We start from the raw sequence: 22,863 nt of genomic DNA on the forward strand, positions 1-22,863 counted from the left end.
CATCTCCGCCTCCAGCCAAAGCTGGACGCCTACGAATCACACCCTGCCGCGCCGCATCCAATCACAAGCCGATTCCAGCCTGGGCTACTCGGGTCTAGAGCCGAAGGGCTTCGGACAGGTCGTCGGACTTGCGTGCGCCCTGCCTGTGCTGTTCGGGCCTGACGCGCGCCGCCGCCTGCTCGATGCCGCGGCTACCCTGCCGCTGGAGGCGGCGGAGCAGCTGGCCGAGAGGCTCCTCGTTCTCCGGCTAATTGACGCGCACGGCGACGCGCAGTTCGCTATGCTGGCGGGGTCCGAAGGCGTCGCGCTCCGTTGGCCCTTCACCGCGGTCCTCGATCGCATTCCGGCCGAAAGCCTTGAACAGCGCCTCCGTGAGATGCTCGGGTCCGGCGACGCCGAGGGGGCCGCGCGGCTTCTCGACGTTGCGTGCCAGGTCCAGGCAACGGCGCCCCCCAAGGAGGGCACCGTCCTCCTCGACCTGGCACGGCACGATGACGGCAGGGTCAGAACCCTGGCTATGCGTGCCCTCCACAACGCGGACGTCCCCGATCTCGCGGTTGCCTTTGCTGATGGCGGCTGGACCTGGCGGGCGGGCCTCGACCGCCACGAGGCCGCGTACGGCTCCCTCCTGCTGCTGGCGGCGAGCCGGGCGGGGCGGCCGGACGCACTGGAGCGCGCCGACCCGCAGGTCGCCTCCTATGCCTACCGCGATGACGCGGACCGGGCCGACCTCTTCTCGGCGTGGGTGGAGGGCCAGGTGGAGCGGCTGCGCTCCCCGCCTCCCGGCGGCCTGAGCACGGCGTCCGAGTGGGCGGACAACGGGCCCGAGCTCCAACGGCTGGCAAGCGAGCGTCCCGATGACGCCGAGCGGTGGCTCCGCAGGCTGATGGGCTCCGGCATGCGCCACTCCCTCATCGCGTTTCCCCCCTTCCTCGCTCTGCTGAGCGGCCTCATGCGGGCTGATCCTGCCCGCGCGGCGCCGCTTTGGCGCGAGGCGATTGCGTGGGGGGGGGAGTTCCGTCCGCTCCGAGAAACTGGAGACGATGCCGTTGACGGTGCCCCCAGAAGGTGTCGTCCGGGATCTGCGCCGCGAGGCCCTCGACCGCGCACGGGATGACGCGCGGCTTGCCGAGATCGCCTTCTGCGCCACGGCCGACCCCGGCGACGACTGGATCGTCTCGGCCGTGCTTGAGGACTTGCGCGGGGCCTCACCGGCGATTGTCGCCCGCGGGCTGACCCTCGCAGGCTATGGCCGGGCTCACGCGCCGCTCGAGCAGCTCTGGGCGTGCGAGCTAGCCCAACCCCCGGCGTCCGGCTGGCTCGCGGGCGTCCACTGCCGCGCAAGGGCGGAGTTCGCGCGCCACCGCCGGGCGCTCGCACTCGGCCGCGCCTTCGCCGCCGACCCGAACGACGCCGCCGCGGCGGCGGCCTTCCTTCAGTTCCAAAGAGTCTTCGACCTACGGGCGCTCGATATGCTCGTTGACGATGTGAACTCCGGGCGTCTCGCTATGGGCGACACCCGCCGGGACCAGTGGGCCCTCGGCGGGCCGGAACGCGACGCGCGTCTGTCCGCGCTGCGCACGCAAAGAGAGGAGACCTTTGGTGGCACCCGCCGCGAACGCGGCATGCACCCGTGGACGTAGCCAGCCGGGTCGCGGTTCCCTGGGAGTGCCGCTACCGCACAGATGATTCCTCTGCGCCCTCAGCGGTAGCCTCGCTCACCGGAGAAGGTAGGGTAGCTGCACCGCCAGGTCATAGGCCTTCGGCCACCCGGCGGCGGCGAACAGCTCGAGGGTTCTCCTGACCTGGTCCTGAAGCCCCGGATCGCCCTGCACGACGCCGCTGGCCAGCGCCCGCCGGACAACGTCCACGACAAGATCGACCGCCAAGCTTTCCAGCTGGTAGCCCCCCTGCGCGCCGCCACCCAGCGCGACCGACAGGACCTCTGCAACCGCCGCGCCGGGGTCGAGGTCGTGAAACGAGGCCAGCGTCTGGATGACGTGGTGGGTGACCGCGGGATGCGGCACGGCGCCAAGGCGGTGAAGCAGCGGCCCCGCCCAGGTCAGAAATCCGCGCCGGGCCGTTGCGTCGTAAACATCCTCCTCGGAGCCCATGCCGTCGTCGCGCGCCCTACTCGCGAACAGTAGCTCCCGTGCCGCGATATCGGCGACGCGGACTGCCTGCCGAACCGGGTCGGAGGCGGCAGAGCCGATCGCGTCGCCGCGGAGCCATTCCTCGATGACGTCGCACGTGCTCGTGGTGATCAACGCGAAGAGGGCCCGCGCCCGCTCCGTCCCGGCTTCAGGCAGCCGCTCTGACCTCCGCACTGAGATCGGCCCGCGCAGCCACCCGAGGCAGGCCGCTGCCGTACGGGTTCGAGAGCCGTCCTGGCTAAGGGCTTCCGTCAGCACCCGCCGTGCGTCCGGGTGCCCGGTGGCGACGTAGAGCGCCGTCGCGGCAATGGCTGGATTGTTCGGCTCTTCGCCTTCCTCCCCCGCCACCTCGGGCCGGAGCGCGGCCGCGTAGAACGCAGCCGCTCGTGCGGGATCCTGCCCGTGGAAGCGCGACAGCGCGGCGGACGCCGCTGCGAGCGTCGCGACGTCCTCCTCGCGCGCCACACATTGCTCCACGAGCCGCCAAGCAAGCTCGGGATCGGCCCGACAGGCGAGGTTGGCGACCGACACCATACGCCGCCGCGCCTCGTGCGATGGATTGTCTGACAGCCGGAGGACGGCCGCTTCGAGTTCGGCGTCCCGCGCGCGGCCGTGACGGATGAGCAGGAGGAGGCTGTATCCGGCCTCCGCCTTGGCGTCGTCCCAGGCCTCGTTGGCGTCGAAAGGGGCGACGGCGGCCACTTCGAGGACCATGTCCCGGTAATCCGATGGCGGTTCGGCCACGGGCGTGCCGTCCTGCCAGCACGCCTCCAGGGCGCGGCGGCAAGTCCTGGCGATCACCGCCCAGCCCTCCGGCGTGGCGGCATCGTGCGAGGGTGCTTCGCCGAGGGCGGTGCGTAGGTCGGCCATGGCCTTCCGAACCGCCGCATCGGTGGCGCTGTTGCCCGTGCCGCCAGAGTGTTCGTCGATGGCTGACCTCGCGGCCTCAAGCGCCCGGCGCAGAGGCGAGGCAGGCTCGGGCCCTGGGGCGACCACGGGCTCATCGGGCTCTGGCCGCGCGGGCCACTTGGGCGACGGGAGGGCCGCTAGGACGACGGTTCGCGCCTCCTCCGTCGTGAGTTTCTCGGTGGGGAGTCGTCGCAGCGCCCAGCGCCCAGCTTCGCCCGCAAGCAGTTGGCGCTCTAGCCGTTGGCGCTGCTCCGCCGTGCCGCTCTTGTGGAGCGCGCCGAGGAGCTTGTCGGCAGCCGTCCCGAGGCGGAAGTCCCCGAGCACCTCGGGCACCAGAGCCTCGGTGAGGTGCTCGTGCAGGCCTTCCGGGTGGTCGGCGCAGAGCTCCAGCAGGGCGACCCAGAGCACGCTGGACGTTCCCGCGGCTGCCGCGCCGAGGGCGGCGAGGGTGTCTTCGTCGAGCCCGCGGCCCAGGCGGGTGGCGAGGCCCCGTCGCCACGCCGTCAGGAGGTCCTCCACCTCACTGTGGTAGTGCGGCAGGGCATGGATGGTCCTGTCCTTCCCGAAGGCGTGCAACGACAAGGTCCAGCGGGGCGGCCGGTCGCCTTTGGCCGTTGCGTCGGTGACCTCGACCGCCACCCGCGAGGCGTCGGCGGGGTTCCCAGCGGCGAAGGAATCGAAGCGTTGGAGAAGCTGCCAAATGGAAGATTCGAAGTCCTGCCGCCGGTTGGACGTCAGCGGGAGGATGTGGCTTCCCGACATGTCGGTCGGCTCGTCCTTGCCGGGCTTCGGTGCGAGCATGGCGGCGGTGACCGCGCGGGCATAGAGGCCGGGCAGCTCCCGCGCCAATCGGCCCGCTTGGTGCGCGAAACCGCCAAGGTCGATCTCGCCCCGGCGCTGAAGGCGTTCGGCGTTTAGGAGCGGAAGGAGCGCCTCCTCCGCGCCTCCGCGATCTGCCGGAGCGGTGCGGATGACCGCTTCCGCGAATGTCCAGATTTCGGCTTTGCCGGGATTCTCCAGTAGCATCGTCTTCGCCAAACAGCGCCGGGCGGCCTCGGCCCAGGCCGCCTGGGCCGCCGTCGGGATCGCCAAGCGCTCGGCGAGGACGTGCATCAGCACGCGGGGCAACTGGAGTTCCCCGGGATCGCATTCTTCCAACAGGCGCAGCGCGAGCCATGCCCAGGCGTCGTCGGCTGGGTCGTCCGGGGCCGCAGGCGTCGTACCCGCGCTCAGCGACTGTACGAGGTGGCGGGCGAGCCGCATTGCTGCCTCCCGGCGCGGTCCGCCGGGCCAGCGGCGCAGCGCATCGCCAAGCCGCTCAAGATCCGCCCCTCTGGCGGCTCGGGCGGCCGCCTCGCGCGAGACGACGGCGCAGGCCAGCGCGGCGTCCCCCGACGAGGCGAGGCCGAGCGCGGCCTGCCAATAGGCATTGCGTCCATCGCCCGCCCCGGCCTCCCACGCGGAAGCGACCGCAATGCCGGCTGCGGGCGCGAGCGTGAGGAGCGCCGGACCTGCCAACGCGGCACGGAAGGCCTCCGGGTCCGTGCCGAGAGAGAGGACGAGGCGCGCCATCGCGTGGTCGAAGAGGATGTGGTGCGGGAAGCTGACGTCCCCAGACACCGGATCTTCCGTCAGAACCCCGTCGGACAGCAGCGCGGCCAGCGCGCCGGGATGGTCTGCAGCGAGCGCCAGCTTCGGGCAGCGCAAGGAGCGGCGCTCCACCATCAGACGGGCACAGGCGCCGAGGACGGCCTCCCGCGCGATAGAGTCGGGGCCCCGGCCCGTTACGCGCTCGGCCCAGTGCTCCGCTAGAAGGCCCGACCGGCTGGTCGCACGGACAGCCTCGCCGGGAGCAACGCCAGCGGCCAGCAATTCGGCCACCAAGCGCAGGTGGAAGGGCGAGCGGAGGAGCTCACGCGTGGCCGGGCAGGCCGCCGCGAGAGCCTCGCGCAAGGGACCCGTGGCGCAGGCGGCGGCGATCTCGCCCTCGTCGAGGCGCGGCACGGCGACGTGGCGCACCATCGAGAACTCCGGGTCGGCAAAGGATGGTGACGGCGGGTCGCCGCGGAAGCCGCGTTGCCACGTCCGGTCGTGGCGCAGGTCGAAGCGGCGGACACTCGCCACGACGGTCCAGCCCCGCGCCTCGTCCCGTACGATGCGCATCAGGTCCGCCGCTGCCCGAGCGGCGCCGTCGCCCCGCGCGGCGTCGAGCGCGTCGAGGAACAGGACGCCGGGCGCCCCGCCGATGCCTTGCAGGACCTCACCGAGGGGGTGCCGCGCGCCGGAGGCATCCGGCCCGTCCCGCAGCCTCGCCACGTCTGGGCTGTCGGCCTGCAGCACTAGCACGGGACGACCGCCCGCCTCGATGCGGCGCGCCGCCTGGAGCAGCGCTCCCGTCTTGCCCGCGCCGGGTTCGCCCACCACGAGCAGGTTGCCGCCCTCTGCCGCTGCAGCGATCTCATCCGAAACCCTTCGAGGGATCTCGACTGGACGCCCGCCGGACGCCGCGGGTGGCAGGACCGCGTTGCCGGCAAGTGCCCGGCGGGCTCGCTCGGAGCATTGCCGCAGCTGGGCGATGTCAGGCAGGAGGTCCGGTGCGTCGAGCAGGGGCACATCGTGCGCGCGGAGGACACGGCGCAGTCCTTCCCGGTCGACGCCGCTTCGGTCGGCCGCGAGCCGCACCATCTCGTCGCAGATCGTGCGCCAGGCCAGCGCCGCGCGGTCCTGAGGAACGCACTGGCGGAGGGCCTGGATTGCACCCTCGGCCTCTGCCTCGCCGTCGTCCACGCCGAGTACGGCAACGGACAGCGCCGACAAGAGCGCATATGTCGGGGCCCAGTCGTCCGCGGGGCCGCAGCCGCGCGCCGCCCGGACCCGCCGCCGCACGATGTCCAGGGCGCTCTTCTCGGCGTCCGTCGTGGCCAGTTCGTCCCACGTCCTAAGCGCTCCGTCGCGGGCGCGCGCGCAGATCGCCTTGAAATGCGTACGGACGGAAATCGAGGCGCCAGGTGTGGTGGCCAGCACGAGGCGATCGCGCCCTGGGTCGAAGCCCAGCTCGGCGGTCCGTGCGAGGAATTGACCCAGCGCCTTGCCAAAGGGAGACCCAGGGTCTGCGCCAAGCGCCAGGTTCGCCTTCGCATTGACTAGGCAGCGCCGCTCCCCGGCCAAGCGCACGACTACGTCGTCCACGGTGTCTAACGTCTCGAGAGAGACGGTTGCGACGGCTCCTGAGCCGCTCGGCGCCCAGGAGGCGGGCAAAGATTCGCCCGCCAGCATCCGGACGGCGGCCACGGCCGCCACTCGGTCCTGGAAGCGCACGCCGCCTTGTGTCGCCCGGCCGCTCAGCGGAGCGCCCCAAAGGTGGGCGGCATCCATCCAACGCCATGATGGCGGGCAGCAGATGGGCTGCCGGGCCTTGCTGCGGATGGTCCAGCGGCACCTGCAGAATCTTGAGGCATGAGCGCCCGGGTGCCACGCTCCGAATGCGGTGGCAAGGCTTGCCATCCCAAGAGGCACACGCCTCCGGCGCTTCGGCCGAGGCGGATGACCGGTCCGCTTGCAGGCTCCCTGTGCCGGGCTTGGCGCTTGGCCGACGCGGCAGGTGGCGCGTCTGCCTTTCGGCTCGTTGCTCGAGTGCCAGTGCGACGGCGCAGCAGCCGTCGGTCTGCATCCCGCCCTTTGCGGTCAGCCCTGGCAGCAACGGACCTAGGTGCGACTGAACTTTAGCGCGTTGCGCTGTACGGCCCAAACTGCCGGGAACGGCTCCAGCAGCCGCGGCAGCGTCACCCCGTCAGGCTGTCGCCCGTCCAGGATGCTCTGCACGATATCGGGCGCCAGCAGCGTCAGCCGCAGCAGCGTGCCGAGGTAGCCGCGCTCGATTCGCTCGGCATCGGCCATCTCGCTGATAGTGGCGTAACGGCCTTCGTCCAGCAGGCGCTGGTAGCGGAAGGCTCGCGCAAGCGCCTTCAGCAGCGCCGGGTCGGCACGCGTCGGCACCTTCGTGCCGCCGGGGTCCTGCACCGGGATGACCACCGTCTTGCGACCGGGCCGCCTTCGGATCGCCAGCGGCACGCGGACCGTGACGTGGGTGGTGCTGCTGCTCACGCCGCTGCCCTCAGCGCGTCGGTCGTCTCCTGCGCTAGGTCGCGCACCAGGCCAGCCAGCCCTTCGATGCGCAGCCTGATGTCGGCACCGGCGGGCCCGACCACCACCCGCTCAACCAGCGTCCTGACGATCCGCGCCTGTTCGGCAGGAAACAGTTCGTCCCACAGCGGCTCAAGGCGGTGCAGCGCATCGAATACCTCCCGTTCGCTGATCTCAGGCGCTGAAGCCCGCGCTGCCATCCAGGTGCCCGCGACCACCTCCGGCTCGCGTAGCAGCGCGCGGACTTGGCCCACCACCGCCGTCTCGATCTCCGCCGCCGACACCCGCCGTACGATGCCGTCGTCTCCGTCGGCGTCGCCCTTCAGCACGCGCTGCGCCACGTAGTAGCGGTAGAGCCGTCCGCGCCTGACGCAGTGCGTCGGCGACAGCGCCCGGCCATCGACGCCGTAGATCAGCCCCTGCAGCAGCGCCGGCGCGTGCTGCCGGTTCTGCCCGCCTCGGCTGCGCGGGCTGACCTGCAGGATTGCGTGCGCGCGGTCCCACAGGTCCCGTGGCACGATCGCCTGGTGCTCGCCGGGGAAGACCCGCCCCTTGTGCTCGACCTCGCCGACGTAGGTCCGCAGCTTCAGGAACTTGTAGACGTCGCCCTTGTCCAGCGGACGGCCGGACTTCGCCGTGACGCCCTCGGCCTGCAGGCGCCGCACCGTCTCCACGCCCGACCCGGTTTCAACGAAGAGCTCGAACACGCGCTGCACGCGCGCGGCCTCGGCCTCGTTCACCACCAGCTTGCGGTCCCGCACGTCGTATCCGAGCGGCACCTTCCCGCCCATCCACATGCCGCGCGCTTTCGACGCCGTCACCTTGTCGCGGATGCGCTCCCCGATCACCTCGCGCTCGAACTGCGCGAAGCTGAGTAGGATGTTGAGCGTCAGCCGCCCCATGCTGGTGGTGGTGTTGAAGCTCTGCGTGACGGAAACGAACGTGACCCGGTGCGCCTCGAACGTCTCGACCAGCTTGGCGAAGTCCATCAGCGAGCGAGACAGGCGGTCAATCTTGTAGACCACGATGACGTCGATCAGGCCGGCCTCGATGTCGGCCAGCAGCCGCTTCAGCGCGGGCCGCTCCAGTGTGCCACCGGAGAAGCCACCGTCGTCATACCGGTCGCGGACCAGCACCCAGCCCTCGGCGCGCTGGCTGGCCACGTAGGCCTCGCAGGCCTCGCGCTGCGCGTCGAGCGTGTTGAATTCCTTGTCCAAGCCCTCGTCGGTGGACTTCCGCGTGTAGACCGCGCAGCGGAGCTTCTTCGTGGTCGCCGGCATCACTGCGCCGGCGGCGCGCGTCCTCATGCCGAGGCTCCCGGCTGGCGCAGCCCGAAGAACACCCAACCGTTCCAGCGCGTGCCGGTGATGTGCCGGGCGATGGCCGAGAGCGACCGATACGGCCGGCCCTCGTACTCGAAGTCGTCGGCGCGCACCGTGACCACGTGCTGCACGCCTTCGTACTCGCGCAACAGCCGCGTGCCGGGTAGCGGCCGGCTGTCGGCCCGAATCCGGCGCAGCACCACGTTCCCGCCGTCGAGCTGCTCACCGAGTGCCTCGAGCCGTGCCCGCGTCTCCGGCTTCAGTCCGCCATACGCCAGCTCCTGGATGCGATAGGCCAGTCGACTGACCAGGTAGGGTCGGTTGAACGGCGGCGGCTCCTTGCCGAACAGCACCCGCCACTGCTCCTTTAGCTCCGCGGCCGTCGCGGTCTGCAGGGCCGCAAGGGGCGGCAGAACCTGCACGGGCGGGATCTTCGGGACGGTGGGCGCCGGCGGCGGCGTGTCCTGCCGCTTGGCCTTGCTGGGCAATCGTTGGGTCATGCGACTCCCTCTCTCCTAGGGTTCGCATGCAGGCGCTGCCGGGCGGTGGAGTGTAGGCGAACGTCTCCGGACCCCCGGGCATGTTCGGCATCCCACGCGAGATCCTCGACAGCGCGGCTGCGCAGCCGCAGCACGCCGGCAGCCAGGATGGCGCAGACGTCTCGCAGGTGGGGTGGCAGGTGGAGGTTCGGTGGCGGGCGGCATGGCGGGGCGGCGAGTGGCATGCCCGAAGTCGAGCCCATGCCGGCGCCCCGTCGCTACCTGCGAGCCGGTCTGGGCCGACCGCCAAGCCAGGGGGTGAACCCTTCAACCCTTCCGATGTTCGGTATATGTTCCCTTCGCCAGCAGTAGACGGAGGGCTCGCATGCTGATCGAAAGGTTGGACCGAACCCAATGGCGCTTGACCCAAGCCATTGATCATATTGGCACCCAGATCGAACGGGCGGTCGCCCGTGGCAAGCTCGCGCAGCTTTGCGATCCCACTGCCCCGCCGTGGCGACAGGCCGAGAACCCCCGGCGCACGGCAGCCAGCGATGCCGCCCGCGAGGTCCAGGTCGCGCTACGGGACGGAGATCTGCACGCCCAGGGGCGGCTTTCCACGACGCAGTCCCGCCCGTGGACCGATGGCCTGGATGGCTGGGATCTGCACTCCGGCCATCACAGCACCATTACCCCCGAACACTGGCGCGCCGGCCGCGCCAATGTGCATAGCGGCGTGCTGACCATGGTCGACGGCCAGTTCATCGACATCCGCGTGCCGCGCTTCATGGTGCTGGCGATCTGGCCGGTCATCGAGGTGCCGAAACCAGCGCCCGATGCAGATCCCACGACAGGCGCGCCATACCGCACGCCGTATATGGACCTCCTGGATCAGGCCATCGCCGAGAACCGGATCAGCATGCGTGATCAAGGCAAAAAGGAGCTGCTGTCTGATTGGTTCCGCGAGCAGACGGTGGACGGCGAGCCGGTGTCACAGAACCTTGCCGACGCGATGGCAACGCTGATCCGCCTGCCCTCGTCGCAGCGTGGCGGAGCAAAACGCGGCTGGGGGTAGCGTCCCACCTCGGCTGAAGGGTTGAACCCTCTGCGCGCTGCGGAGCCGGACCGGCTCCGACGCTGAACGCGCGCATGTCGTGTGCCTTCTTGCGGGCCTTCACCGCGGAGGCCCGATGCCGATTCTCGACCCAGCCCCACCAGCCGCTCGAGGTGCCCGATGAGCGGCGCCAGCGCGAAGGATGTGGTGGTGGCACTCAACGCGCGCATCGGCGACCTCGCGCGCGAGCTTCTGGGCGAGCCGAACCGCGATCTGTCGACGCCGAAGCAGCTGCGCTTCGGCACGCATGGCAGCATCGCAGTCGAGCTCGATGGCGACGACGCCGGCCGCTGGTTCGACCACGAGCACGGCATCGGCGGCGCCGGCATCGAGCTGCTCCGTCATCGACGCGGGCTCAGCAACGGCGCGGCGCTTGATTGGTCCCGCCAATGGCTCGGGATGCTGGCGGCGCCGCGCCGGCAGAAGGCTGATCCGCCACCGCCACCAGCGGCACCGACCGCCGACCCTGGCGACGCCGTTCTGGCAGCAGACGCGGCGTCGCCGGACCCAGCGGTATCGCCAGAGCCATCTGCCTCAGCTGATGACGCGCCCGGACCACCACCGTGGCAGGACCATCTCGTGTCGCCCGCCACGAAGAAGGCGGCGGAGGACACCAAGCGTGCCGCGAAAGTCGCCGAGATCGTCACCGGCTGCGAGGACGCGGCTGGCACGCGTGTCGAGACCTACCTGCGCCGTCGCGGCATCACGGCCTCGCCGCTCCCGCCATCCATCCGATTCCTGCCGAACGCCTACAACCACTATGGCGCGCTCGTCGCGCTGGCGACGGATGCCGAGGAGCAGGTTCACGGCCTGCAGCTGATCTACCTCACCGAGGACGGCCGTAAGGCGCCGCTCAAGGTCCAGAAGCGCACCAACAAGGCGCATGACGGCTGGGCCGATGTCGCCGCCGTGCGTTTTCCCGGCACCGCGCCGGTGGTGCTCTGCGAGGGCGTCGAGACCGCGCTCTCCGTCTGGCAGGCCACCGGCCAGGAGAGCTGGGCCTGCCTCGGCATCAGCAACATCGCCCGCGCGCCCCTTCCAGACGGCGCACCCGTCATCGTCGCGCGCGACGGCGACGAGCCGAACAGCAAGGCCGACCAGCAACTGCGCCAGGCCGTCACCCTGCTCCGCGCCCGCGGACACGAGGTGACCGTCGCCGAGCCGCCGCCCGGGCAGGACTTCAATGACGTGCTGCAATCGGACGGCGAGGACGCGGTGCGGATGCTGATCGCGGCCACGCGCCCCGCCGCCGCTTTCTTCAATGAGTGGCGCAAGGAGCTGCTGCTCAACGACGAGGGTGAGGCTCGCCCCGTCCTGGCGAACGCCATCACCGCGCTGCGGGGCGCGCCGGAATGGCAGGACGTGCTGTGGCACGATGCCTTCGCCACCACCACCGTCGCGCGCAAGCCGCCGCCCTGGGTCCGCGATCCGGCGGGCTGGTCTGACACGCCCTGGGCCGACCGCGACGACGCCCTCGTCGCCGACTGGCTGCAGCACCAGGACATCATGGTGCCGATGTCCATCGCCGGGCAGGCCGTCGAGGTCGTCGCGCGCGACCGGATCTTCCATCCCGTCCGCGAGCATCTCGATGCGCTGACCTGGGACGGCACCCCTCGCCTGGAGGCATGGCTGCTCCGCTATCTCGGCGCCGAGGACAACGCCTACCACCGTGCGGTCGGCCCGCGTTGGCTGATCTCGGCGGTCGCACGGATTTACGTGCCCGGCTGCAAGGCCGACTGCGCGCTGATCCTCGAAGGGCCGCAGGGAATCCGGAAGTCCTCGGCGCTGATGGCCCTGGCCGCGCCCTGGTTCACCGACCGCCTCTCCGACCTCTCCAGCAAGGACGCGGCGATGGAAACGCGCGGCGTCTGGATCATCGAGATCGCCGAGCTCGACACCATGGGCCGCGCCGAGGTGAGCACGGTCAAGGCGTTCATGTCGCGCACTCAGGACCGCTTTCGCCCGCCCTATGGCAAGCGCCTGGTCGACCTGCCGCGGCAGTGCGTCTTCGCCGGCAGCGTTAATCCGGAGGGTGGTTATCTCAAGGATGCGACGGGCGGGCGTCGCTTCTGGCCAGTGGTGTGCAGCACGATCGACCTCGAGGCGCTGCAGCGCGACCGCGACCAGCTCTGGGCCGAGGCGCGCGACCGCTTCCGCCGCGGCGAGCCCTGGTGGCTGGAATCGCGGGAGCTCGACGCGCTCGCGGCCGAAGAACAGGCGGAGCGCTATCAGGGCGACGCCTGGGACGAGCCGATCGAGGCTTATCTGGAGAACGAGGTCGACTGGCTGGAGAACGGTTACGGCGAGCGCAAGCCGTACCGCCGGCCGCGCCCGACGCCGCTGCACGACGTCTCCGTCGCGGAGGTAATGGAGCGGGCGCTCGGCATCGAGAAGGCACGCTGGACGCAGGCCGACCAGAACCGTGTCGTTCGCAGCCTCGTCAGCGTGGGCTTCAAGCTCTGCCGCGCCCGCAAAGGGGGCCATGGCCCTCGCGGTAAGCGCGAACGCCGCTACCGCCGCCCGCCCGGCTCCGGAGGTCAGGCGTGATGGCGCCGCGCGCTGGGTCCGGGTCGGCGCGGGTGGGTCCGGGTATGAGCACCTCGCGAAACCCGCAGAAAACCTGGACGGGTCCGGGTGGGTCCGGGTGGTCCAGGTCTGTCACTCTCTCTTTCGTAGCAGCCGGTCCACGCATCACGCACGACGCACGCGTCACGCGTGATGCGCGCGTACGGGGGTATAGGGAGTGTAGAGGAAAAACCCGGACCTACCCGGACCACCCGGACCCATGGCGGTTTTCCGCGGGTTTCGCGCGCGCCAGACCCGGACCCAACCCGGACCCGCACCTGGACCCACCCGGACCCGGCACGCTCGGCGCGCGGGCGCCACCATGCTGTCTGACACCCATCCATCCGCATCGTTGTCAGCAAGGATCAGCAGCATGAACGTCGACACCATCATGACCTACCGCGAGGGGGAGTTCCTCGAGGTGCCGCAGCCGCACTGGTTCTACCGCGCACGCGAGTTGGCCATGCTTGAGGATCGCGACCTGCACGGCGCGCTCTCCGCAGTCCTGCAGTGCTGCCGCCGCACCGAAGGCATTCAGGACCCGGGCGAATACGCTGCCGCCTTCGTCTACTGGATCGTGCCGGACGATGGCGGGCACTACGCCGAATTCTGGACCGAGCTCGACATCGTGTCTCGTGTGTGGATCCCCCTGAAGACCGACTGGCTGCCGTTCCGCACGAAGCACGCCATGCCGTTCCTGCAGGCACACGCGTCGCTGGCCATGTTCAATCACCTCAAGCGCAAGGAGCGTCCGGCGGCATCCGAGGCGAGCACGCCGTCCACGAATAACGGCCTGCCGCCTTGGCTGGACCGCTCCACCAGGTCGCAGCGTCAGGCGGCTCGCACGTCTGCTGGTGGCGAGCTGCGATGAGCACGGCGAGCGGCCACTGGCCGCTGCCGGGCGGGCCTCGCCCGCCCCGCAGCTGTCTTGATCGCGCGCAGAGCCCGACGACGCCCGCTGAGATCGACGTCATGCGCCGGCGCGCATGGCATCAGCAGGGCGTCGCGACGCTGTCCGTCGACGAGATCTGGGATCCATTGCTACGCCAAGCCGTCGTCAACGAGGCGGTCAGGCGGTGGGGGCGTCGGCATGGAGGAAGCGAGCATGGCCGGTAAGCGAAAGCAGAAGCGCCCGAAGGAGCAGCGCGAGGATCTCTCGAAGCCCTCCAAGTGGCGGCTGCAGCACGGCGGCTTCTCGGCGCCGATCCGCGAGGCCGATCCGGAGACCGGCAGCCCGGTCGAGCACCGCCGCGCCGTCGGCACGCTCGGCATGATGCTGGCCAACGGCACGATCACGCCGCAGATGCACGAGGCGGGGCAGATCTTCCGCACCCTGTTCCGCTCGGCGGCGCTGGACGGCATCGCCACCTCGCAGCTGATCCGGCTGGCGGGTGCCACTGCCGACGCCATGTCGAGCCGGCAGATCGATGCGCGACGCCGCGTAGCGAACGCAATCGACGCCCTCGGCGGGCACGACAGCCCGGCGGGCTCCTGCGTGTGGTTCGTCGTCGGGCTGGAGTTCTCGGCAGGGCTGGGCAGGACGCGTCGTGCACGGCCCGGTGGGCCAGGGGATCCTCGTTGGCGCGCTCGGCACGCTGGCGATGCACTTTGGGCTCGTGCCGCGGCAGCGGGCGGCGTGAAGCGCGGCGCGATCACTCGGAGCCGAGGACATAGTGCCGCCCGCGGCGAAGGGATGCACATGCGCATGTGTGTTCCCCGCGAGCTCTACCGGGCCTCCTGACGTGCGCCGTGGATGACCTCGAAGCGGAGGCGCGCACCAACGACCTCCTGGCGCGTGGTGCCGTCCGTATAGAGCCGCACATCGTACGTTCCCGGCGGCCCGGCGTCGCGCGTAGTGATGCCGCTAGGTGCCGCATCGCGGAACCAGCTCCAGACCCCCCAGCTGTCGGCAGGCGATTCGGCAGGGACGACGGTCACCCAGCCACTCGGGTGACCGCCTGTACCGGTGAGGCGGATCGTAACTGTCTCGCCAGGAACGTAGCGCGTCCTGTCGAGCGTGGCCGCGGGCGGTGCCGGGTGCGGCGGTGGCAAGGCCGCGTAGCCTACAATGCCGAGGCCGAGCGTGCAGGCCAGCGGGACGGCCCGACGAGGGGAAGGCCCGTCGCGCTGGACCCGCAGCGCCTGGACGAGGGTCCAGGCCGCCAGCGCGGCCGCGATCATTAGGTAGGTCCGGCCAATACCGCCCGCCAGGACGGTGAGCCGCGCCGGGAGCGCCCGCCAGTATGCCGCCGGGTCCAGTCCCGACGCGTGGTGCAGCAGGAACGACCAAGCGACTAAGAGCGCGGCCGCGGCGAGGTAGCTCGCCGGGAAGATCAGGAGCACCACCACCAGGGATAGCGGCCTTTCGGCGCGTGCGAGCAGCCACCGCCGTAACGCTAGGGGCGGGTGCGACAGCTTGTGTGTAAGGGCGTTGAGGAGCCCCGGCTTCGGCTTGTGGGTGCCTAGCCAAGCGATATAGGCGGTGGGGCTGGAGGCCTTGGCTGCCGCGAAGCGGTCGGCCTGGAACTCGATGACCCACAGGGCGGCCAGCGGCGGCAGCAGCACAGCCGGGGTCCAGAGGAGCAGCCGCAAGGGGCCGCCCACGAGGCCCCGCGGCAGATACTCGTTGGTGAGGGCGGCTCCCCAGGCGCCCCCAGAATACGCGAACGTGGCCACCGTCCACGCCACCGGAAGGACTGCCAGGACGCCGAGGAGTATCCACCAGTGCCGCAGTAGCACCTCGAGCCGCGACCCGGCGCCAACGACGAGAGCGTCGCCGTTGCGGTGGTGCGCAAGCTCGTGCAGCAGGATCACCTCGGCCGCGGCGCGGTCGACCCGCCAAGCTCTGGTGAGGGCGCCGAACACTGCAACGGCGTTCCGGCGATAGCCGAGGGGGTAGACGAATGCCGTCTCGCGGGTCTCCGCTAGGTTCACGCGCACCTCCAGCCCCGGGGCGATCTCCCGGAAACGGGCGACGATCTCGTGCAGCGCCGCACCGGGATAGGCGGGGTCGTAGGGTGCGAGGCCGTAGCGCCGCTCCAGTTCCCAGGCTCGCAGCCGCGGCAGCAGCACCAGCGCGATGCCTGCGGCAAGCAGTGCCCAGACCAGCCCCTCGAGCACCAGGGAGCCGACGACGAGGTTTCGGAAGACGAAGGCGCCCGCCGCGGCAGGGACCGCGGGATCAAGGCCGCTCCCGGCCTTGAGCAGGTTAGCGAGCTGGTCCCGCAGCGTGTCCAGGCGGTCCGGTAGCGACCACAGAAAGAGTGGGATCCAAAGGAACAGCCATGGAGGCACCTCGACGGGCGGGTTGCCGCCTCTGCCGTCAGCCGCTTCCCGACCGGAGCCGTTCACCTGCCCTTGCCGCGCAGCCGAGCAAGGAAGGAGCGTGCCTTCTGAGCATCCTTCGCGATTTGCCCGAGCGCGGCGCGCGCTATCTCGTCCGCCCGAGCGCTGTCGATGCCGTGCTGCGCCAGACGCTCCCCGATCAGCCGCGCCGCGTCCTCTACCTTCTTCTGGACCTCATCCTCCGAAGTTGCGGCCTGCAGCTTCTTCTCACGGATGGTGAGGCGGTGGACCGAGATCGCCAGGGTGCTGGAGGCAATCAGGGCGAGGCTCGACAGGACGCTCGACGCATTCCGTATGGCGTCCATCAGGGCCGTGGCCTCGCTCATGCCCGCCCCTTCGACCACCCCGCCGGGCGTAGCGCCCGATCTTGGCGAGATGGTCTTCGCCCAGGCAGCATCGTCCTCTGCCGCCTTCAACAGGGCAGGCGCCTGGTCCACGTCAGCCGGGGAAACTGCCTCCACGAGCTCGATGGCGAAAGCCGTCGCGTCGTCCACCTGCGCTGCCCTCCGTTACAACGTTTGTTGCTGGGAGGTTATCTTGGAAGGTTCGCTGCGAAAGATCACGGAGGCGAGAGGACAGCACCCGCGCGGCCGCTACGCGGCTCAGCAGCCAGCAGGCTGTCGCGAAGAGGGCGGGCTCCCTTTCGCGCCAACCATGCTGTCGACAGCGCCGAGACTGCCGCCTGGGTGTAGCCACAGCCGGCAGTGGTCGCGGTCTACCTCCGCGTCGTGCTGTTACAATTCACCCTGTAGCGGCGCGTGAATCGCTGGTGCTAGGTCTGCGGAACGTCGAGTTGATGCGCCCGACGCGGCCGTGGCGAACGCGCCACTGAGCCAGACAAACGAATGAGTGGCTCTCGAGCCGCAGGGTCCTTCCTGGGCCTGCTGTATGCGGGGGGCGGAAGCGCGCAACATCGCTAGCGTCAGCCCGAAAATTCGGTTCGCAGTTCGCACCGATGCAGCGGTGCGCTCAGCGAGCCGCTTCCTGCAGCTTGAGGACGAGGCGCGCTGTGTGCCTGGCCGCGGCTCGCTTTCTCAGGTCGGACGCGGCAGTCATACCTAGCTTGACGGCAGCAGCGGCAGCGCCAGTGGCGAATAGCTTGAGCGGATCATCTGCCCAAGCTTGCGACATCTGCGCGGCAAACCACGACCCGCCCACCACCGAAAGACCGATGTCGCGAGCTTCGGTCCATGCGTTCGATAAGAATGAGGAGGTCCGAAAATCGCGGTCGATAGCGGCCTTTGCGTCCGCCAGCTTGTCCCGCATCAGTTGCTGCAACTCGATAGGGCGGTCATCCATGTCGTCAGCTGCGAGGTCAATCTGCTCGATCGTGCGCCGGAAGAGGGCAAAGGATGGCGTGTCCCTCGCGGCGAGGACCTCCGAAGGCCGAACGCTGCCGAGGAGAGGAAGTGTGGCCTTCCCATCGGCGAGGTAAGGGCTCGTCGCGCGGAGATTCGGGTTGAAAGTCAATTGCGAGCGCATGATTTCGAACAGGACCTGTTGTACAGGCCGCTCAATGACGGGGTCGTATCTGTATTCTGACGCCATATAAAAGAGCCGGCGTAGATATAAAAGATTGTTCGCTAAATCTATTTGGGCACCAAGCTCAAGTGCTTCAGTGTCTTTGCTTCTAGCGTAATCAAATTCAAACCATTTCTTAATAATTCGTTCAATGTCCGATGACGGATCTATCAGATCTGGTTTCAGCCAATATCTAGGACCTCTTCTCAGTGCATACTCCGCGTCGAACCAGAACTTGCGCGGCACCACCACGACGGTTCCGTCCGCTATCAGGCGGCGGATAATACAATAGAACGACAAAATGCGCCGAACATCCTCTTCCGATTTCTGAGGTCTGTAGCTCGGATAGCCGTCAAGATGATATTCAAGCCCGTCGCGGATGACGATGCGAGGCGAGTACATGAGAACCAAATTAAGCCTCGCAACCAACTCCTCGAGGCTCGCGCTCACCCGAAAGCCAAACCCGCTTCCAGCGCCGCCGAGCTGCGCATTCATCGGCGAGTTTGGGTCGAGCAGGTGGTAGGTGACGCCCGGCCTACCTTGAGGAATCTCGAACTCAGGACCTAATGAATCGTCCAGTGCACGTCTGAGTTTAATCAACTGGTCTTTGTCGAGCGTCGCGTAGACCTGCAGGTTGCGCGGGCTGAGTTCCGTCCCGATGGTCCGCTCAACGATGTCGGCGATAGTCTCGGTCAACATGCTGCCTGCTCCGTGCGGTGGAAGCTGCTCGTTAAACTCGCCTCATCGACTATCTCGTAATACACGCTAGCCGGACTGCGCTCGTCTACTACTCGACCGCGGGCTGTCGCTTTCGTCAGTACGCATGCGCTTGCGCGCTCGCGGTATGCGAACCCTGGCCCTCGACGCGGTTCTGGTCACCGCCCGTAGGCCGGCACCCACCCCGATCCTGGATGGTCCGATGACGCTCCCCTGGATGGCAGCGAAGATCCTGCTGCGCCCGGTCACGGAGCTGCGCGCGCATCCCGGTAACGCGCGCGTGCATGGCGCCGCACAGATCGAACAGATCAAGGCCAGCATGCTGGCATTCGGCTTCACGAACCCTCTGCTGGTGGACGAGGCCGGCGTGCTAATCGCCGGGCACGGCCGGCTCGAGGCCGCCGTGGCGCTCGGTATCGAGAAAGTGCCGACCATCGTGCTGCAGCACCTCTCGCCGGCGCAGAAGGACGCCCTCCGGCTCGCCGACAACCGCATCGCTGAGAACGCGGCGTGGGACCAGGCGCTGCTGCGCGACGCGCTGGCGGCAGTGCAGGCAGCGCCCGACCTCGACCTCGCCACGCTCGGCTTCTCTGCCGCGGAGCTCGACGACATCCTCGCGGCGGCTGGAGATGCCGTGTCCAACGGCGACGCGCCCGAGGCCCAGTCAGCACCCGCGGTCCAGGGGAGCGGGGACGGCGCGGCGGGGACGGAGGAGGCAGCGGCAGAGGATGATCCCGCGGACGCCGAGCCGGACCCGCCGCGCCAGGCCGTCACCCGACCGGGCGACCTCTGGCTGCTCGGCGAGCATCGCCTGCTCTGCGGCGATAGCACCGACGCAGCGGCGGTCGCCCGCGTCATGGGCGCGGACCGCGCGGCGCTGCTCTTCACCAGCCCGCCGTACGGGAACCAGCGCGACTACACCACCGGCGGCGTCTCGGATTGGGATGCGCTGATGCGGGGCGTCTTCGCGCATCTCGACGGCGCGCTCCGTCGCGACGCGCAGGTGCTCGTCAACCTCGGCCTGATCCACCGCGAGGGCGAATGGCAGCCCTACTGGTCCCGCTGGCTCGACTGGATGCGCGCCCAGGGCTGGCGCCGCTTCGGGCTCTACGCCTGGGACCAGGGCCCTGGCCTGCCGGGGGACTGGAACGGCCGCCTCGCTCCAGCTTTCGAGATGGTCTTCCACTTCAACCGGGAGGCCCGCGCGCCGAACAAGATCGTGCCCTGCAAGTGGGCCGGCACGCCGAACAAGGGCAGCGGGCTCCGCGCTGCGGACGGCGAGGTGAAGGCCTACACCCACATCGGCCTGCCGGTGCAGCAAATGCGAATCCCGGACAGCGTGCTGCGGATCACCCGCCACAAGGGCCGCGGCATCGAGACCGAGCACCCGGCGGTGTTCCCCATCGCGCTGCCCGAGTTCCTGATGCGCGCCTACACGGACGAGGGCGACGCGGTGTTCGAGCCCTTCTCGGGGAGCGGGACCACGATCCTTGCGGGCCAGCGCACGGGCCGGCGCGTGCGTGCGATCGAGCTCGCGCCGGCCTATGTCGATCTGGTGATCGCCCGCTGGCTGATGTTGCATCCCGACCTGCCGGTGTCGCTGGCCGACGATGGCCGTGACTTCGACGCGGTAGCGGCCGCTCGCGCGGAGGTGCTCCCCGATGCTGCGTGATCTCGCGGTCACCACGGTCCCGGTGGCGGCGCTGGTCCCCTACGCCGAGAACGCCCGCACCCACTCCGAGGCGCAGGTGGCGCAGATCGCCGCCTCGATCGCCGAGTTCGGCTTTGTGAACCCGGTGCTGGTGGATGCTGCCGGCGTGCTGGTCGCGGGCCACGGGCGGGTCATGGCCGCGAAGCGCCTCGGCATGGCGGTGGTGCCGGCTATCCGGCTCGCGCACCTGACCGACGCGCAGGCGCGCGCGCTGCGGCTGGCGGACAACCAGATCGCGCTGAACTCGGGATGGGACGAGGCCCTGCTCGCCGCCATCAAGCGGGACCTGGAGACCTCGCCCTGGACCGGCGAGGGCCACCGCAAGGTCTGGGCGCGCCTGCGCGTGCGCGACGGCATCCGCGTCTCCGCCAAGCGGCTCCTGCGCCTGATGCGCGAGAACGCCCTGCTCTCGCCTCACCGCCCCCGCCGCAAGGACGAGGACAGCCATGAGCGGCAGATCATCACCACCGCGCCGAACGTCATGTGGGCGATCGACGCCACCCAGGTCACCACCGTCCAGCACGGCAAGGTCTGGATCTTCGGCGTCGCGGAGCACTGGAACGCCGAGTCCCTCGGCTGGCACGTGACGACGCGCGGCACCCGCTTCGAGGCCACCCAGGCGCTCGCCATGGCCGTCCGCCAGCAGTTCGGCCATCTCTCCGCCGGCGCCGCCCGCGGCCTCGCACTCCGTCACGACCACGGCAGCAACTTCATGGCCGAGCACTTCCAGAAGCAGGTCAGGTTCTGGGGCATCTCGCCGAGCCACGCCTTCGTCGGCGAGCCCGAAACGAATGGTGTCATCGAGAGGTTCTTCCGGACGATGAAGGAGCAGGTCATCCACGGCCGCGTCTTCCAGACCATCGACGAGATCCGCGACGCGATCCGCAACTTCGCCGCCCGCTACAACGCCGAGTGGCTGATCGAGAAGAACGGCTACCTCAGCCCGCTCGACGCACGCGCCGCACGCCTCGACACGACCTTCAGGCGCGCCGCATAGTGCAACCGCGTGTCCAGGAAACCGGGTGCGGTACACAGCGCCTTCGACATGCTCACCGGCCTCCTCGCCAGCGAGCACAGAATCACCCCCCGGCCGCCAACGGGATCACAAGCGATTCAGTCAGGCAGGAAACTGCTCTGGCTCTCAGCCCGTTGCGCAAGGCTTAGTCAACGCTGGCCAGTTGCGGTAAGCCGCATGACTTTCAACGCTCGGCTTGCCGCTTTGCCGGCTTCGGTAGACAGGCGACAGAGAACAACCACCTCCTCTCCGATGTTTCAGGAAGTCCCCTCATGTCCGATAGAAAGCAGGATCAGCCGGACCCTTCGCAACAGCGCCAAACGGCGCTTTCGAGGTGGGAGAACGAGGGCGGCGCGGTATCCGGGCGGCTGCAAGGGGGCTTGGTTGCAGGCGAAGCGCGGTCCGAGATCCCCCAGTTGACGAACACCGAGTTGGTGCAGCTCCGCATCCGCGTCATCGCGTTGGAGAACCTGGTGATCACGTTGCTCGCACACGCGTCCGACCGGCAACTCGACCTTGCCCGTGAAATGGCGGGCTATATCTCTCCACGGCCGGACTCCACTCACCATCCCCTGACGGTCCACGCGGCGACCCACATGATCGATCTAGTTGAACGAGCCTGTCGTTTCCGGCCAGGCACGCCCTCATGAGCGTGCCGCTGGCGTCCCCACCGGCGGCGGTGCCCTACAAGCGCACCTCGGTGTTCGATGAGAACACGCTGCCGGCCGGCCTGCGCCAGGAACATCGCATCAAGCCCCGCGTGTGGGACGTCATCCGGGTGCTCGAAGGCCGACTGCGTTACCGAGTGCTCGACCCGGCCTCCGAGATGGTCCTCACGCCTGCACGTCCAGGCCTCGTGCTCCCCGACCAACTGCACCTCGTTGAGCCGCTCGGACCCATGCGGATGCAGGTCGAGTTCTACGATCGGCCGCCCGAACTATGATCGGCACGGCCGCTCCGCCTCATTGCTAGCCGATGTTCATCACATAAGCGCGGAGCAAAGCCTCTTCGTCCTCGACCTCACCCGGGAGGCTTTGGAGGGCGTCTCGCGCGTAGATGATTCCAATCGGCTTGCCGCGCCGGTCGACGATCGGACCGCGTTGCAGGCTGCGCTCCTTCATCACCGACCAGACGTCTTGCAGCAAATCGCTCGGCGCGCAGGAGAAGGCGTTGCGCGTCATGATCGTGGCCACCCTGTCCATGCAGGCGCCCCCGCCGCATCGTCCGATCTGCCCGACGATGTCGGTCTTCGTGAGAACGCCGACCATCCTTCCATCGTCGCCGCACACGACGACGATGTCGGTGTGAGGCTTGGACATGAGGCCGGCCGCTTCCCTGACGGGACCGGCGGCGCCGATCGTGGCGAGGCGCTCACACGCTTTGGGCAATATCCGCTCGACGAACATCAGGCCAGCTCCTCCGAAGAAACTCGCCGCCCCGAACTCAGCCCATGCGCCCCACCATCATCTGCTTGATCTTGCCGATCGCCGCCGCAGGGTTCAGCCCCTTCGGGCAGGTTCGCGTGCAGTTCATGATGGTGTGGCAGCGGTACAGCCGGAACGGGTCCTCCAAGAAGTCGAGGCGTTCGCCCGTGCGCTCGTCCCGGCTGTCGGCGATCCAGCGATACGCCGACAACAGCACTGGGCTTGCCCCGCTTTCGCGGACACGGTTACGCGGCGGATGCCGCTGGATGGAACGCCGCTGCCTTCTGCTCGGGTGTGAGATAGCCGAGCGCGGAGTGCAAGCGGCGTCGATTGTAGAAGCCCTCGATGTAGTGGAACACGTCGACCCTCGCCTGGCTGCGGCTCTGGTAGTCGGCTTTCTCCACCAGTTCGCCCTTCAGCGTGGCGAAGAAGCTCTCCATTGGCG

At 69.2% G+C, this 22,863-nt stretch carries 19 protein-coding genes and 1 pseudogene; 10 read left to right on the top strand and 10 right to left on the bottom strand.

All coding sequences use genetic code 11. The features are described from left to right. Both ACESM1_RS28030 and ACESM1_RS28035 read left to right on the top strand, forming a co-directional pair. Positions 1 to 1,117 (top strand): hypothetical protein (locus tag ACESM1_RS28030; protein WP_372624523.1); only part of this gene is annotated, 1,117 nt, incomplete at its 5' end. Further along, complete coding sequence (locus ACESM1_RS28035) at positions 1,050 to 1,643, top strand: hypothetical protein (RefSeq protein ID WP_372624524.1); 594 nt, start codon at positions 1,050 to 1,052, stop codon at positions 1,641 to 1,643. The genes ACESM1_RS28030 and ACESM1_RS28035, both read left to right, overlap by 68 nt. Positions 1,644 to 1,718: 75 nt before the next feature. On the opposite strand, the gene ACESM1_RS28040 is transcribed toward ACESM1_RS28035, so the two are convergent. The 4 genes from ACESM1_RS28040 to ACESM1_RS28055 all read right to left on the bottom strand — a co-directional run bounded on the left by ACESM1_RS28040 (position 1,719) and on the right by ACESM1_RS28055 (position 9,027). Next, complete coding sequence (locus tag ACESM1_RS28040; RefSeq protein WP_372624525.1) at positions 1,719 to 6,437, bottom strand: hypothetical protein; 4,719 nt, start codon at positions 6,435 to 6,437, stop codon at positions 1,719 to 1,721. Between the two features lie 330 nt (positions 6,438 to 6,767). After that, on the bottom strand, positions 6,768 to 7,166 hold the full coding sequence (locus ACESM1_RS28045) for a hypothetical protein (RefSeq protein ID WP_372624526.1): 399 nt from the start codon (positions 7,164 to 7,166) through the stop codon (positions 6,768 to 6,770). Beyond that, positions 7,163 to 8,485, bottom strand: a complete 1,323-nt coding sequence (locus ACESM1_RS28050) for a recombinase family protein (protein WP_372624527.1) — start codon at positions 8,483 to 8,485, stop codon at positions 7,163 to 7,165. The genes ACESM1_RS28045 and ACESM1_RS28050 overlap by 4 nt, the downstream gene beginning before the upstream one ends. A gap of 23 nt (positions 8,486 to 8,508) precedes the next feature. Continuing rightward, positions 8,509 to 9,027 (bottom strand): DUF2924 domain-containing protein, encoded by a 519-nt coding sequence (locus ACESM1_RS28055; protein ID WP_372624528.1) that lies wholly within the window; start codon positions 9,025 to 9,027, stop codon positions 8,509 to 8,511. Positions 9,028 to 9,391: 364 nt separating this feature from the next. Here ACESM1_RS28055 and ACESM1_RS28060 point away from each other — a divergent pair, with 364 nt between their 5' ends. The 4 genes from ACESM1_RS28060 (at position 9,392) to ACESM1_RS28075 (ending at position 14,426) form a co-directional block, all read left to right on the top strand. Continuing rightward, positions 9,392 to 10,081, top strand: coding sequence for a hypothetical protein (locus ACESM1_RS28060; protein WP_372624529.1), 690 nt, complete (start codon positions 9,392 to 9,394; stop codon positions 10,079 to 10,081). Positions 10,082 to 10,240: 159 nt separating this feature from the next. Then, a complete protein-coding gene (locus ACESM1_RS28065) occupies positions 10,241 to 12,667 on the top strand; it encodes a VapE domain-containing protein (RefSeq protein WP_372624530.1) in 2,427 nt (808 codons plus the stop codon). Positions 12,668 to 13,058: 391 nt separating this feature from the next. Then, positions 13,059 to 13,556, top strand: a complete 498-nt coding sequence (locus ACESM1_RS28070; RefSeq protein WP_372624531.1) for a hypothetical protein — start codon at positions 13,059 to 13,061, stop codon at positions 13,554 to 13,556. Between the two features lie 234 nt (positions 13,557 to 13,790). Continuing rightward, positions 13,791 to 14,426, top strand: coding sequence for a hypothetical protein (locus tag ACESM1_RS28075; RefSeq protein WP_372624532.1), 636 nt, complete (start codon positions 13,791 to 13,793; stop codon positions 14,424 to 14,426). On the opposite strand, the gene ACESM1_RS28080 is transcribed toward ACESM1_RS28075, so the two are convergent. The 3 genes from ACESM1_RS28080 to ACESM1_RS28090 form a co-directional block, all read right to left on the bottom strand. Next, positions 14,411 to 16,036, bottom strand: coding sequence for a hypothetical protein (locus tag ACESM1_RS28080; RefSeq protein ID WP_372624533.1), 1,626 nt, complete (start codon positions 16,034 to 16,036; stop codon positions 14,411 to 14,413). The two genes, ACESM1_RS28075 and ACESM1_RS28080, sit on opposite strands and share 16 nt — an antisense overlap. Further along, positions 16,033 to 16,524, bottom strand: coding sequence for a hypothetical protein (locus ACESM1_RS28085; protein WP_372624534.1), 492 nt, complete (start codon positions 16,522 to 16,524; stop codon positions 16,033 to 16,035). The genes ACESM1_RS28080 and ACESM1_RS28085 overlap by 4 nt, the downstream gene beginning before the upstream one ends. A 475-nt stretch (positions 16,525 to 16,999) precedes the next feature. Then, positions 17,000 to 18,250 (bottom strand): hypothetical protein, encoded by a 1,251-nt coding sequence (locus ACESM1_RS28090; protein WP_372624535.1) that lies wholly within the window; start codon positions 18,248 to 18,250, stop codon positions 17,000 to 17,002. A gap of 220 nt (positions 18,251 to 18,470) precedes the next feature. Between ACESM1_RS28090 and ACESM1_RS28095 the strand changes: the two genes are divergently transcribed. The 4 genes from ACESM1_RS28095 to ACESM1_RS28110 all read left to right on the top strand — a co-directional run bounded on the left by ACESM1_RS28095 (position 18,471) and on the right by ACESM1_RS28110 (position 21,937). After that, positions 18,471 to 19,940 carry a site-specific DNA-methyltransferase gene (locus ACESM1_RS28095; RefSeq protein WP_372624536.1) on the top strand — a complete coding sequence of 490 codons (1,470 nt, stop codon included), beginning with the start codon at positions 18,471 to 18,473 and terminating at the stop codon, positions 19,938 to 19,940. Beyond that, positions 19,930 to 20,976, top strand: a complete 1,047-nt coding sequence (locus ACESM1_RS28100) for a ParB N-terminal domain-containing protein (RefSeq protein ID WP_372624537.1) — start codon at positions 19,930 to 19,932, stop codon at positions 20,974 to 20,976. The genes ACESM1_RS28095 and ACESM1_RS28100 overlap by 11 nt, the downstream gene beginning before the upstream one ends. A gap of 290 nt (positions 20,977 to 21,266) precedes the next feature. Next, positions 21,267 to 21,644 carry a hypothetical protein gene (locus ACESM1_RS28105; protein ID WP_372624538.1) on the top strand — a complete coding sequence of 126 codons (378 nt, stop codon included), beginning with the start codon at positions 21,267 to 21,269 and terminating at the stop codon, positions 21,642 to 21,644. Next, a complete protein-coding gene (locus ACESM1_RS28110) occupies positions 21,641 to 21,937 on the top strand; it encodes a DUF1971 domain-containing protein (RefSeq protein WP_372624539.1) in 297 nt (98 codons plus the stop codon). Before ACESM1_RS28105 ends, ACESM1_RS28110 begins: the two co-directional genes overlap by 4 nt. Positions 21,938 to 21,962: 25 nt before the next feature. Here the strand turns inward: ACESM1_RS28110 and ACESM1_RS28115 are convergent, their stop codons facing one another. From ACESM1_RS28115 to ACESM1_RS28125, 3 genes and pseudogenes are all read right to left on the bottom strand, one after another. Beyond that, entirely contained in the window at positions 21,963 to 22,400 is a 438-nt protein-coding gene (locus tag ACESM1_RS28115; protein ID WP_372624540.1) for a CBS domain-containing protein, read from the bottom strand. Between the two features lie 37 nt (positions 22,401 to 22,437). After that, a pseudogene (locus ACESM1_RS28120) lies at positions 22,438 to 22,635 on the bottom strand (succinate dehydrogenase iron-sulfur subunit); the annotation flags it as partial. 28 nt (positions 22,636 to 22,663) lie between these two features. After that, on the bottom strand, positions 22,664 to 22,863 hold a 200-nt coding region (locus tag ACESM1_RS28125), incomplete at its 5' end, for an IS3 family transposase (RefSeq protein ID WP_372624541.1).

The sequence above is a fragment of the Falsiroseomonas sp. genome, from assembly GCF_041690465.1.
GTDB lineage: Bacteria > Pseudomonadota > Alphaproteobacteria > Acetobacterales > Acetobacteraceae > Falsiroseomonas.